This window comes from Vibrio makurazakiensis, assembly GCF_050337375.1.
GTDB lineage: Bacteria > Pseudomonadota > Gammaproteobacteria > Enterobacterales > Vibrionaceae > Vibrio > Vibrio makurazakiensis.
In genome coordinates, this window is record NZ_JAKJSW010000025.1 from 1 (window position 1) to 13,638 (window position 13,638).

Consider the following 13,638-nt stretch of genomic DNA (forward strand, 5'->3'; position numbering starts at 1 on the left):
GGTTCAAGTGATATCAAAGCACCAACATAAAGCCAATAATATTGCGAGTTATATACCGTTGTTGGAGCAAGGCTTTGGCATTGGGCTTTTAGCGGAGGTTTCCGCAAGGGAGTTCGTTAAGAAAAAGCAGTTGATTCCAGTATTACCAGATTGGTACGCGCAGAAATTGCAGTTGTCGTTAATTTATCCTGCTCGGCTACATATGGCGAAACGTACGAGGCTACTGCTCGATTTTATTCGTAATAAACTGGGCGATTAGTTACGGATCCGCTATGACAGTCTGAACTATCAGCATCCAACGAAACCCTCAGTCCGGCACATCTAAGCACAATATATTGATGATTAGATGTGTCGGAAAGCTTCACTGTTTACAATCAATTTCGCTGTATTGGCGTCCATTCGATCACGGTATCATCACTCAAGATAGCAACAATAGAGGTGGATGGAATGAGCCTATTATCTACTAAGCGTTTATCTGTTTGGGAAAAGTTAGCATAGATGACACTTCCATCGCTAAAGGTTGTTTTTTGCAATAATCCTTGTTTATCCAGCCACTTAAAATCCGTCATGGCTTTGTCCCACAGCATTTGATGAATCGGTAAGAAACCTTGTTGATAGTGCTGTAACGCTTTGATCCGTGGGGCATCTGAGCGTTCTGCTTCATCGCGGGTCAAATGCACCATTGCTGGTGTGTTGTAGAGCATAGACGTTAGGTCACGCTCAACTTGCACATCTGAAAACTTTAAGCTGTCGCTGTGCCAATGGTGGCTGTTGATCAGTTCATCATGAAATACCGTTTGATACAGCGGCACTTTGTATTGGGGGGAGAAAAACAGCTCTTTGTATGGTTGTTTCACCTGAGCAGATTTGAAGAAAAAATCTGGCTTATGATTAGGGTACCAAGCCCCCAAAAAATAAGGCGACTTGCGATTGCTCTTCATGTCTTTGTCTGTCCAGCCAAAACCAACCGTTTCCATACCATGCGCGAAGGCAATGCCTTGTGTGGTGAGTGAATTACCATCTTCAGAGCCTAATACCACATCTTGATTAGATGTTATCCATTCCATGCGCTGGTTAAAGGCATCAAGCATTTGTGCCTCGTTCATCCCACTAGATTGAGAGTAATCTTCCCTTGCCATTGCAGTGGCATCCACATCCAGAAATAGGCTATTAAAACGACCATAGTAGACTATATCTTTAATGCGTTGTTCTACGTACTCGCGCTCACAGGTGGGGTTTAAATAGAAGCCATTACCACGAAATCCTTTTTTCTTCTGTCCGTTGGCCTGTTCGATGGCGCACTGCTCACGCATAGTGTCAGGCAATTGAGCCGTAAGCCAAGAATCGTTTATGCCTTTGGCAATCGCTGTGTTGTAAGAATCGTAGGTACCAATTAAGTACCCTGCTTGTTTGGCTTGATCCACGACTTGAGGTTGGTAAAAGGCTGGCATCCAGTTATCTAACCCTAACCAAAGCTTGCTTAGTCCTGCGGTAACTAAGTTGTTGATCATGTCTTTCGACAATGCCTGTCCCCAGGAGTCAGCATTGATTAGATAGGCATTTGTATTTGCGACTAGCCACGCCTTTCTTTTTTGGGCTGCTTCGAACTGTTGTTTTATGCCGTTCTCATTCGGGACTGCTTGTACTACGGGAATTCGCTGTGTTAAAGATAAATTGATACTCTCCACCAGCAAACCCTTTTGGTATTTATTCAGCCAATGCTTTCCCTTTTTAAGCTTAAGAAGCTCTTTCTTTGCCTCTTTGGGTGACGTTAATGTCGATTGAGTAAAATACCAATTTTTCAATCCCCACCAGTCTTTCACATCTTCTGCTGCAAGAATGTCCTGACCAAATAAGTACACATGACTTGCGCCTATCAAACGTTTTAGTTGTGGTTGTTTAGCAAGCTTTTCTGATAATGGTGTTGCAAGGCCTTGTTGCTTGCGCCAGTCGCGATAGTGTTTGGCACCATCAAGTTGGTCATTGCCTAAAGTGATCAATACTTCGAATGGCTCATGGCGATTGAGCATAGTGAATTGGTGCTCTGCCTGCATATCTAGCTTCTGGTTTGAAATAGAGAAGTCGAGTTGATTATTGGTCGGATTGAGTAATTGGTAGCTTACATAATGGTTTGCTTCACTTGCTACCTCAACACTCCAAAATGGCATTTTCAAATCTTGGGTCGTATTCGAGTTCGAGTACTCACTCGTCATATATTTCATCCAAGTTTCGTTGTTCGTTGGAATACGCATTCCTTCATTGAATGGAATAAGCAAAGTGTTGGCTTGTTTGCTCGGCAAATCGAACCATTTCAGTGTTAATGGCTTACCACGAGCAATTGTGGTTTCAGGCACAACCTCAAAAGACACTTTTAGTCCTTTATCAAAAGTGGCACTCACCATCATGTTGCTAGGTTCTAATAACCAAGAGGCTGAGGTATTTGAGACTTGTATAACCTGTGATGCTTGTTGGCGAGTTCCTTTAACTAAAAGGGCAGGTTCAGTGATCGGGATGTTGGCGGTTTGCGTGTTCCAATCGATTTGTAAAGAGTTAGGCTCAATAGCGATAGACTGATCGCCATTTTTCAATGTGATAATGCTCGACAGTTCGCTTCGCGTATTTGCACCCATCGCAAAAAACGGCAGAGTTATACTAGTAAAGATAAGTGAAATTGAAATAGGTTTATTCATGACAAAAGGTAAGTTCGTTGATGTAAAGATGGGCTTATTACAAACCAACGTGACTTACCTTTTGTCACCTATTTGTCTTCAATTACTTACCTTCAAATAATTAGGAAGGGTGACTCTCTGAGCGTATTCCACTTTTACCACCCCTTGATACTCCCATTGTGATACCACGGCACTTAACCACTTTGCATTGCTTGGGAAAGACTCTGGCAAACGGGCACTTTCAAAACCTTCTGTTTCTACATTGGAACTATTGAGCTGGATTGGCTGTGAATACCCAAGCATAGAGAATTGGTCATCAAACCATTGCCAACGCATGTTTGCTATTTGGCAACTGGGGAGTGTTTTTGGCTGTCGAATACTCATTGATGACACTGCATTGTTGCGATTTACTTTGATCCAAGGCTGCTCATAATTAGAAGATAAGATGATAGGGTAAACTGCCTGATCAATGGTCAACTGGTAGAAGCCAGAAGTGGGAGCATAGACAAGATCATCACTTTCTAATTCAACATAGTTTTGCTCTGGTTCCGATGTTTTGCCAGAGAACCACACTCGACCTTGTTGATCGCGCAAAGAGATAGCAGCGCTCTGCTCTACGCCATCAAGGGATACCTTAAGCTGATAGCCTTGCTGAACTAAATTGGTCTTTTTCTGAATCGTTAACCTAATATGCTGCTCCTGACTCATTGGTGCATCACTAATCAGTTGCTTACCACACTGAGATTGGCTGATCAGGGTCTTCTTGGCTTTAGCCCAGTGACGTTCATCAATCGGTTTCTGACTTAAGGCCAGTAGCATTTCTTGCCAAGCAAGTTGAGTATTACCCGCAGCCAAGGCTGAATAAGTTGATGCGAGCGGTGTTGGCATAAACCAGTCATCAGCAATGGCTTGATGGCTGAAAGTGAGCGAGGCACTCACCAACCCAAGAATGAGCCTTATTGCTTTCATAGCGATCCCTCAATGAGTCGATACCCAACGCCACGTAGTGTCTCGATATGCAGCGCAGGCAGTTTCTGTCTCAAATGGAGAATATGATTGTCGACTGTTCGAGTCGATGGAAATGCTTGAAAGCCCCATACTTTATTGAGTAGCTCATCACGATGAAATACTCGTCCTTGATTTTGAACCAATAGCAGGAGGAGTTGAAACTCTTTAGGTTTCAAACTTAGCTCTTTACCGTCACTACTTACTACTCGTTTAGATAGGTCGATTTGCAGATTTTGATAGCAAAGTTTGCTTTCACCTAATGGTCGCAGCTGAGCATTAATACGCGCCAGCAACTCCTGGTGTGAGAAAGGCTTAACCACATAGTCTTTTGCTCCCGCCATCAAGCCTTCGATGCGTTGTTCCACTTCGATTTTGGCTGTTAGCACAATGACAGGAATCGCTTTCATCATTAACCATTGAGGTAGCCAAGTTAAGCTGTCGCCTTCTGGTAATTGCCTGTCTAAAATGACTAAGTCGGCTTGCATCCAGTGATTTTTGACTTTCTTACTGTCACTGAGCCACTGGCATTCGAACCCTTCTTCGGTGAGATACTGGCTAAACCCTTCACCTAGTAACAGGTCGTCTTCAATAAGCAGGATTCGTGTCATAGTGGTAACTCCAAAATACAGCGAGTTGGGTTTCGATAGCAGATAAGTCGGCCTCCCATTTTCCTCATTAAGCGGCTCACAATGGTTAGCCCCATCCCCATGTTGTCATGGTTAATGTTGGGTTTTAATCGTTTAACCAGTAGATGGTATTTATTTGGGAAACGTCCCTGGTCGCTGACTTCAATTCGTAGAAATTGATTGGTTGAAACGCTTATCGAGACTTCACCTTTACCATGCAGCTGGGCATTTCTCAGTAAGTTATCTAGGCAAATCCCAAGCCAATAATAGGGTAAAGTTAACTCCTGATCATTGTCGAGTTTATAATCCAGCTGATATTTTTCCAAACAGTGATCGAGCCAATCTGAGAGGTAAGCCGTTTGCTTTTGGAACTGAGCGTGAGGGTCGACACTTAAAAAGCCCTTGCTGGTTTCTGCTAGTTGAGACAAACGCTGGTGGTCAGCCAGTAAGCGTCCAAAACTTCGTTGAGCGTTTTCATCAAGTCGATCAAAGTGGCTACGAAATTGCTCAACCGTAAAGCCTAAACTAGTGATTGGAGTTCGCAGCTCATGAGTGAGCAATTGCAATATGAATCGTCGTTCTTTGGCTTCTTTCCTATGGTTAATTAGGCCAACAAAAAAGAAACCTACGGCAAGTAAAGCGAGCATCGCAATGAGCCATTTAACAGCATTATTGTCTGGTGGTGGTAGCTGAATGCACAAATTGCTGTAGCTCATGGCACATACCTGATCAGCGCTATTTTTGACCTTAATATTGATGCTTAAGGGTGCTAATAGCTGGCGCCATTTTTCCCCCGAAATCGCCACTAACCCGAACTCCCCGTTGAGCCAGAGTTGGTCATTCYGCGTAAGGTAGGCTCGATACCCTGATAACAACACATCACTGCCTTTAGCTGAAAGGGGAGCGAATAGATCGTGTAGTGGGTGACTTGGATTTGATAGTGTCAGCTCGCGAGCATGAGTTTCAATAAATCCGGCTTGTTTATCAGAGTCCAAAGATGCCAGATAGCGATCTGCATAACTGCCCCCTGCTGGGTGGAGTTTCTCCCCTTGGCGATACCAGCCATCATCTAACACCGTATTACTACAAATAGCTTCCTCAAACTCAATCGCACGAGCTAGTTTAGGGTGTTGTTGGCTATCTAAATCGGTGAATTTCGCTGGTAGCCGACAAGTCTTGTGCAGCTGCCACAGTGTTTGAATATCGTCCCAGGAATGGTGCCCGAAGTCAGGGTATTGATTGTCACTTAACAGCAGTTGCGTTGGATAACGATTGAGTTGTTCAAGCGTGATTTTGGTTTCATGAGGTAAGTTGGAAGCTTGTTGGAAAAATAGCTGCCAGCGAGTTTGTAAGTTCGAGGTGTCATCAGCGGCTTGAGCAAGAACAGAAGAGCACAAGATCAATGCACTAATTAGCAACCTAATTGCTCTAAGATAAAACAGGTGATGAGTCATGAACTTGGAGCATCTCTTTGGTTGGCTTACTGGTTATATGCGGAGATTATAGACGCTTCAGCTACCCATTTGTCACCTAAATGTCACCAGTCACCGGTAAGAGAAATAGCTCCCTATCTACTTTATTCACTTAAGGTCTCAGCCACTCAGAGTGAGTTAGTAACCTTTTACAGGTTACTGACTCACAGATATTAAAGCATTCAAATACAACCATACTTTCATATTAAACCGCTGATTATAGGTTTAATAATGATGAACGATGCCGAGTCGAGCTGCGTTTTCAAAGTCAGTTTTATCGTTGACTAACGCATATAGGGCAGCTTCACTGAGCAACATCACTGTGGATTGGTTGTTAGGTTTCGGAGGTGTTGAGTGTATCTCTATTTGGTTCCCCTGATTAACTTTGGACCAAAGGTGGCTGTCGACTAGGTAGATATAAGATACCGACTCAAACTCATCAGCATGCTGCTCTACCATTAGCTTAAGCCACCAACTCGCTCTTCGTAGCCCTTTATTTCCATCAAGCTTTTCTATCTGGTTAAGCTGATTACCTTCAAGGGCACTTTGGGTGGCAATAGCCACATCAAGAGAGCCGGGAAAGCTCTCGGTAAAAGGGTTATTGAACTGCCCGTCATAAGAACAAGCTTGAACAGGCAAGCTTGTTCCTATCACAGTAGCCAAACTCAATAACATCAATGAGTGTTTTGGCTTCATGCTATCTTCCTATGTAGTTGCTTCCTATGTAGTTGCTTCCTATGGCGTCACGATATTGAACCAGAAATTGAAGGTATCAAGCATACCGACAAAGTCTTTAAATACTTTGGTGTCACCTTTCAACTTGATATCACCATCAGAGATGGCTTTTTCAAGAGTCGTGACTCCAAGCTGTACATCATCTAATGCAGCTTTGGTTAAAGTGAGTGAAACATCTGGGTCATCATTGAGTTTCGTTGTGTGGTTCAGTACCGAGTTTTCGACGTACAAAGTATATTGCTCATCAAGGTCAGTGAAGTCGATGTTGATGGTGTAATCTTTGCCCGCTGCTTTTTCTGGTAGCAATCGAACGGCTAAGTAATCAAACAACATTTCTGGCGGCATGTTTTTGATGATATCAGGAGAGGCGGTGTTGGTTCCCCCTGCTGAAGGTGTGCCGTTTCTAAGTTCGTATGCACCTTGCAAGTAAACTGAACGCCATGGACCAGATTCGGCTTGATAGCCTAGCTGTTCATAGGTGTCAGCGAGTAGGGCTTTACCTTTTTTACTTTGCGGGTTGGCAAAGACGACATGTTTAAGAACTTCGGCTACCCAACGGTACTTACCATTATCAAAGTCTTGTCTCGCTTTTTCTATGACAGCTCTTTCGCCACCCATGTATTCAACATATTTAACCGCCGCATTGGTAGGTGGTAAATTGTTAAGATCTGATGGGTTTCCGCTATACCAACCCATGTAACGTTGGTAAACCGCGCGGCTATTGTGACGAAGGGTGCCGTAGTAACCTCGCGTACTCCAGTTATTCTCAATCTCATTCGGGAACTGAATGATCTCTGAAATTTCTGAACCAATGTAGCCTTGATTCATTAAACGAACGGTTTGGTCGTGGGTGTATTTGTACATGTCACGTTGCAGTTTAAAGTAGTCAACAATCTCTTCTTGTCCCCACATAGGCCAGTGGTGACTTTGGAACTTAACGTCAACTTCATCGCCCCACATTTCGATGGTTTCATTTAGATATGAAGACCATTTTAAAGCGTCACGAACTTGTGCGCCTCGAAGGGTTAAAATGTTGTGCATGGTGTTGGTACTGTTTTCTGCCATCCACAGTGCTTTCTTCTCAGGGAGCCATGTGTTGATTTCGGTAGGAGCTTCTGACCCTGGAGTGTACTGAAACACCATTTTTACACCGTCGACAATATGTTCTTCACCTGTCTTTTCAATAATGAGTGTTGGGCGAATTAAGGTTGCGAGGCCAGTGGATGTTGTTTGTCCTAAGCCACCGTTGACACCACCTTGAGCATTTCTCGGAAGTAGCGCTCCATACATGTAAATAGCGCGTCGTCCCATTGCATTACCAGCGATGACATTTTCAGATACAGCATGTTCAGTGAATCCATGAGAGGCGATAATCTGCACTTTTCCGGCTTGAACGTCTGCTTCGTCAACAATGCCGCGTACACCACCAAAGTGGTCAATGTGGCTGTGACTGTAAATCACGGCGGTGACTGGACGTTCACCAAGTTCTGAGTTGATAAATTCAAGAGCGGCTTTAGCGGTTTCTTGTGAGATTAGTGGGTCAAAAACAATCCAACCATTTTCACCTTCAACGAAGGTAATGTTCGTTAAGTCATAGCCTCGAACTTGATAGATCCCATCCGTTACCTTGAACAACCCGTTAATAACGTTTAACTGTGCGTTACGCCATAAGCTGGGGTTAACGCTATCAGGAGCTTTGGCATCTAGTGTGATGAACTTTTTGTATTCTTCGAGATCCCAAACAACGTCGCCGTTGTCATTAGTGATTGTGACGACGTCTTGCTTAGCGATAAAGCCTTTCTGAGCGCGGTCAAAGTCCTTGGTATCTTTAAATGGAAGGGTTTTATACAGGGCCTGGTTGGTGTCAATCGTAGACTGAGTGGCAGGCTTAGACTCAGTAGCAACGCTCCCCGTTGATATGACCATCGCTAATAGCGAAATGGTGAATCGTTTCATAGTTCGTCCTTTAATTATGATTATTAATGCATAATTAAAGGGTAGGGTATAACTTATTAATTTTCAGACAACTATTGAAGATTTTCACCTTTCTTCGCTGTCGCTCACAATGATATGACAGGTTATTAGTTGGATTGTCATTAACGGAAATGTTTTAGCCTGTATTGGGTTTAGATCATTTGAGTTCTGGCTCGTCATTCTTTAAGTACTCGATAAGCAGTCGAAGCGGCAGCATGGATTTATACTCCTTAGGAAAGTAGATATTCATGCTTGGTAATGTACTTAAGTGCTCCGATAACACTTCAGCCAAAGCCCCGCTTGCTAAAGCGTCACTACAGTAATCCCGAAATGTAAATGTTAGCCCAGCCCCTTGAAGTGCTTGGTCTATGGTCGCAGTGGAGGAATTGGCAATTAAATTCCCCTGTACGTTCACGGGGTAAGCGCCATCATCACCTTTAAAAATCCAAGGGGCTAATTGTCCTGAGCTTGGAAAGCGATAACGCAAGCAATTGTGATTGAGTAGCTCACTAGGCTCTTGGGGGATGCTATATTCGTCAAGGTATTCTGGGCTGGCAACCACTGTTGTTTCCAATGGGGCACTCAGGCTTATCGCGACCATATCTTCTGAAATCAACCCTCCTAATCGAAAACCTGCATGTAAGCCTTCATCAAGGATATCGGTCAAAGTATCAGTTATGGATAGCTCTACCTCGATCTCTGGATACTTCTTTTGGAAACCGGCCAGTTTGTTACGTACTAGTAAGGAATACGCAAACTCAGGTATTGCCAGTTTTATTGCGCCTCGCTCTGTATGTCCTGCTGTTTTCGCGCTGTATAAACCTTCATCAAGTTGTTCAAAAGCTGGGCCTGTTCGTTTAGCTAGTGCTCGCCCGGCCTCGGTTAGGCTGATTGAACGGGTAGTTCTAATAAATAGCGCTGTGCCAAGTTGTTCCTCTAGCTTTTTTAGCTGGTGACTGACTGTTGAGGGTTTAACCCCAAGGTCTTGGGCTGCACCACGTAAGCTTTTGTGGTTGGCAATGGCATTGAATATTTCCAGCGTGGCTAACGGTAGGCGCATTGTTCGATTTCATTCACTAGTGAGTTGATATTTCGGTGTATTGTTAATCTTATTGGCGTTAATTAAAGTTAGCAACAACAAAACGAAATATTGATGATTAACAGAGGCCAGATAAATGAACACACTTGTGCTTACCGCTCACCCTGATCTTTCTACTTCAACGGCGAACCGAACGTGGTTTGAAGCTTTGTCTGGTATTGAAGGTGTCGTTACTCGTGATTTGACCACCGTGGGCGGCGCAGATATGCGTTTTAACCCAACTACCGAGCAAGCATTGCTTGAACAGGCTGACCGCATTGTGATGCAGTTTCCGTTCTATTGGTATTCTTCACCGCCTGTACTCAAGGCTTGGATTGATCAGGTATTACTTTTTGGTTTTGCCTACGGTCAGGGTGGTGACAAGTTGCAAGGCAAAGAGTTAATCCTTGCTATCACGACGGGAGGCCCAGTAGAAAGTTTTCAGTCAGGTTCATTTAATCGCTTCAGCATGAATGAATTTCTCACTCCATTTGAACAAACAGCAAAAATGGTCGGCATGGACTATTTGCCTCCGTTCGTGCTCCACAGTGCAATGAGTCGCGACAAAACCAAACTCAATGCGAGTACAGCCAAGCTCATCGCTTATGTCACTAACCCTCACATTAAGTCTCATGTAGATATTTTATAGCAGCCCGTAAAACAGAGCATACTCACCACTGACCTTATCTATTGCACCTATTGCATGTTGTCGTAGGGAGCAGTCAGTCATTTAAATTTTGGAGAATATAATGGAAAATTTTGAATCGAAAGTCGTCTTAATCACAGGTGGCGGTACGGGTATAGGTAAGGCCACGGCATCTGCCTTTATTGCTCAAGACGCGACGGTAATCATTACTGGTCGTAGACAAGAAGTGCTTGAAAAAACCGCACAAGAATTAGGAGCGAAATGTCATTTCATTGCTGGTGATATCAGTAAAAGTGGCGAGCCTAGCCGAATGACTGAAGAAGTTATTCGTAAGTTTGGGCGACTAGACGTGCTCGTTAACAATGCAGGTACGGGCAGTATGGGGCCATTATCACACACGACTGATGACGAAATTGAAAGTATCTATCGTACTAATGTGATTGCGCCTTTGGCACTCATCCGTGAGGCCACAATTCACCTTGCTGAAAGTAAAGGTACGGTGGTCAATATTACTTCTGTTACAGCAAGCGCAATGATGCCAGGTGTTGCTGCTTATGCTTCTTCAAAAGCAGCGCTGGAACATGCTACTCGGTTGCTCGCAGTAGAGCTTGGCCCAATGGGTATTAGAGTTAACGCTGTCGCGCCTGGTCTTACAGACACAGATATAACCGAAGAAGTTAAAGCAAACGAACAAATGCTAGGAATGATCATTGCGCAAACTCCGATGGGACGTTTAGGTAACCCAGAAGATGTCGCGAATGCAGTCATTTTACTGGCTGAAAGTCGCGCGGGCTGGGTTACTGGGCAGTGTGTTCAAGCTAGTGGTGGTTACTTACTGTAACGACCACAAGATATGTTTTAGTTACCCTAGAACCTAGATGAGTATCTAAAACTGAAATCGCAAAAGGCAGGGAAGCCTACGTAGCATAAACATCAAGGCAAACCAGTCTTTCTATTTATGCTACGTACTCATTTACGATGTTTCGTCATCGAGCAAGGTAACGTTTTCGCTTGTGTTTTTCGACCGTAGCCATTGATGTAAAGCGCGATCAAGTTCCTTTGTATTGACTGGTTTAGTCAAAAGGTCATTACACCCTGCGTCGAGCATTCTTTGTTGGTTTTCCTGATAGGCATCGGCTGTACAGGCCAAAATAATGGGCTCTATGGTTTTAAATTGATGTTGTCGTATTTGAATCGTTGCATCTGTGCCGTCTAAGATCGGCATGTGGTTATCCATTAGAATCAGGTCGTATTCTGTTGATATAGCTTTTTCTACACCTTCCTGCCCATTAACTGCAATATCGCTCTCGAATCCTCGCTTATTTAGATATTGCTGAAGTACGATGTAATTTAACCTGCTGTCTTCCACAACCAATGCTCTGAGTCCTGAGCCATCAAATATGGTAACTTCACGAAGATCTTCTTTCTTATCGACTTCTACTTTTTCTGCCGGGATGGTGAGTCGGAAACAACTGCCTTGCGTCTCTTGGCTCTCAAGCGTTATTTCACCTTTCATTGCTTCGACCAGCTTTGCAATAATGCTTAAGCCTAGTCCTGTGCCGCCATATTTACGGGTGGTATTACCATCAGCTTGGGTGAACGGTTCAAATATATGAGCTTGTCTGTCTTGCGGGATCCCTATCCCAGAGTCGCTCACCTCTAACTCAATAAAGTCTCTACCTTGCTTGGTTAAGTGCTTCATGGTTAATTGAATTTTGCCTTCAGACGTGAATTTCCAAGCATTATTAAGCAAGTTCATCATTATTTGAGTAAGGCGCACCTCATCGACCAAATAGTGATGTTTTGGGGAGAAGTTACAGTGGGCGGTAAACTCTAACCCTTTCTCTTCACACATTCCCGAGTAGCTACGGTGTGTTTTATCTGTCAATTCGTACAGGTTGGTTGGCGTGAGGTGAAGTGTGAGTTTGCCAGCTTCAATCTTGGAAAAGTCGAGAATTTCATTAAGCAAATGGAGCATGTGCTTACTAGAGTCGAGCAGATTCTCAAGTAGAGATCGCTGTGTGGATTCCAATTGAGTATCAAAAAGTAGTTGGGCACTTCCCATCACACCATTCATAGGCGTTCTAAGTTCGTGACTCATTGCTGCTAAAAATTGAGACTTGGCGATATTGGCTGATTGCGCCTCAACAACGGTTTGTTTTAGGGTTTCTTCAAGTTGCTTCTGCTTGGTTATGTTCCTTTCTACAGCCATGAAGCCTTCAAGCTGGTCGGTTCCTTCGTGATATAGCGGAACCAGTGTRATTTCAACCCAATAATGGTCACCGCTTTTACTGTAATTGATCAGTTGCACTTCAAGAGGGGATTGGTTGTCGAGTGCGGTACGAATCTGTTTAGTGACTTCGCGATCTGTTCGAGGCCCTTGTAAAAACTCTGATGGCTTTAGCCCCTCAATTTCTTCGAAATTGAACCCAGACAATGCTTCAAAAGCTTGATTTACCCAGGTGATTCTAGAATTAACATCGGTTATTACTATGGCATCAAGAGTGTGGCGAGCCACTCGGGCTAGGCGGTTTGCTTGGCTTTCTTTAATGATCAAGTCGCGTGTTTTTTTCTCAAGAAGATTCTCTGAACGTTCTAATTTCTTGTATGGGGAAATTAAGAGTGTACGCCCTAAAAAATAAACAAAGAAATAGGAAATGACGACTGAAATAGCAATACCAATAAGCAAGCCCTGAGCAAAACTGGCTTGCTTACTCGAAAATAATTCCGGGTTGACGGCGTACATTAGCGCCATGTCATATTTATCAATTTGATGAGTGAGAACCTGCCAGTTCGGGGGAGGTCGCATACCCACTTCTTTGCCTTGAACACCAAACCAGTAACTGTCTTTTATTCGTAGCGGGCTAAAGAATTGCTCGGCATCAAAAGGCGTCATATAGACGAGCAAGCCTTCTTGGAATTCATTGTAGATAACCGGTACGGCAACAAGCAGCATGTAAGTTGTACGGTATTCAAAAAGCATGAATGTTGAACTGACGTCTGAATGATCAGCTAACTGACTTAATTGCTTTAGGTGAGCTTCTTGCAGTGGGATATCTTGGTATATGGGTTGACCCGCAATGTCTATGAGGACAAAAAAATGTTCTCCATTGACGGGCTTAATTACGTTAAGTCTATCTCGTATTTCACTTGCACTTGCACTTCCTCCCAATAACGTCGAAGCAACGACATTGTGCCCGGCGGTTAGAAATGCAGTCTCTTCAGCATTTTTTAAATATTGAACAAGGTATCGCTCGGCAGCGGCCATTTTGACCTGAGTGTTATCCTCTTCCAACGCTTCAAGCGACCCCGTCACTTGAAAGCGTATCGTCATAAAACTTACAACGAAGAAGACACCCATAGCACAGATCAAAAATAGGCCAAAAAGCTGCATTCCATTTAATTGCTTCAGATTGAGCAGTTTATACAT

At 43.7% G+C, this 13,638-nt stretch carries 11 protein-coding genes; 3 read left to right on the forward strand and 8 right to left on the reverse strand.

Features of this window, described 5'->3' with window-relative positions:
* A partial coding sequence (locus L4C33_RS04040; protein ID WP_428811167.1) for a LysR substrate-binding domain-containing protein occupies positions 1-259 on the forward strand: 259 nt, incomplete at its 5' end.
* Between the two features lie 115 nt (positions 260-374).
* Here L4C33_RS04040 and L4C33_RS04045 read toward each other — a convergent pair.
* The 7 genes from L4C33_RS04045 to L4C33_RS04075 all read right to left on the reverse strand — a co-directional run bounded on the left by L4C33_RS04045 (position 375) and on the right by L4C33_RS04075 (position 9,544).
* Entirely contained in the window at positions 375-2,630 is a 2,256-nt protein-coding gene (locus L4C33_RS04045) for a glycoside hydrolase (RefSeq protein WP_428811207.1), read from the reverse strand.
* 138 nt (positions 2,631-2,768) lie between these two features.
* Positions 2,769-3,638: a DUF2861 family protein gene (locus tag L4C33_RS04050; protein ID WP_428811168.1), complete on the reverse strand. Its 870-nt coding sequence runs from the start codon at positions 3,636-3,638 to the stop codon at positions 2,769-2,771.
* On the reverse strand, positions 3,635-4,285 hold the full coding sequence (locus L4C33_RS04055) for a response regulator transcription factor (RefSeq protein WP_428811169.1): 651 nt from the start codon (positions 4,283-4,285) through the stop codon (positions 3,635-3,637). Before L4C33_RS04055 ends, L4C33_RS04050 begins: the two co-directional genes overlap by 4 nt.
* Positions 4,282-5,721 carry an ATP-binding protein gene (locus tag L4C33_RS04060; RefSeq protein ID WP_428811170.1) on the reverse strand — a complete coding sequence of 480 codons (1,440 nt, stop codon included), beginning with the start codon at positions 5,719-5,721 and terminating at the stop codon, positions 4,282-4,284. Before L4C33_RS04060 ends, L4C33_RS04055 begins: the two co-directional genes overlap by 4 nt.
* Positions 5,722-6,000: 279 nt before the next feature.
* Positions 6,001-6,471 carry a hypothetical protein gene (locus L4C33_RS04065; protein WP_428811171.1) on the reverse strand — a complete coding sequence of 157 codons (471 nt, stop codon included), beginning with the start codon at positions 6,469-6,471 and terminating at the stop codon, positions 6,001-6,003.
* A 39-nt stretch (positions 6,472-6,510) separates the two neighbouring features.
* Complete coding sequence (locus tag L4C33_RS04070) at positions 6,511-8,466, reverse strand: alkyl/aryl-sulfatase (RefSeq protein WP_428811172.1); 1,956 nt, start codon at positions 8,464-8,466, stop codon at positions 6,511-6,513.
* A gap of 175 nt (positions 8,467-8,641) precedes the next feature.
* Entirely contained in the window at positions 8,642-9,544 is a 903-nt protein-coding gene (locus L4C33_RS04075; RefSeq protein ID WP_428811173.1) for a LysR family transcriptional regulator, read from the reverse strand.
* A gap of 115 nt (positions 9,545-9,659) precedes the next feature.
* Between L4C33_RS04075 and L4C33_RS04080 the strand changes: the two genes are divergently transcribed.
* Positions 9,660-10,211, forward strand: a complete 552-nt coding sequence (locus L4C33_RS04080) for an NAD(P)H-dependent oxidoreductase (RefSeq protein WP_428811174.1) — start codon at positions 9,660-9,662, stop codon at positions 10,209-10,211.
* A 100-nt stretch (positions 10,212-10,311) separates the two neighbouring features.
* Positions 10,312-11,049: an SDR family NAD(P)-dependent oxidoreductase gene (locus L4C33_RS04085; RefSeq protein WP_428811175.1), complete on the forward strand. Its 738-nt coding sequence runs from the start codon at positions 10,312-10,314 to the stop codon at positions 11,047-11,049.
* Positions 11,050-11,181: 132 nt separating this feature from the next.
* Here L4C33_RS04085 and L4C33_RS04090 read toward each other — a convergent pair whose 3' ends face one another.
* Positions 11,182-13,638 (reverse strand): PAS domain-containing hybrid sensor histidine kinase/response regulator, encoded by a 2,457-nt coding sequence (locus L4C33_RS04090; protein ID WP_428811176.1) that lies wholly within the window; start codon positions 13,636-13,638, stop codon positions 11,182-11,184.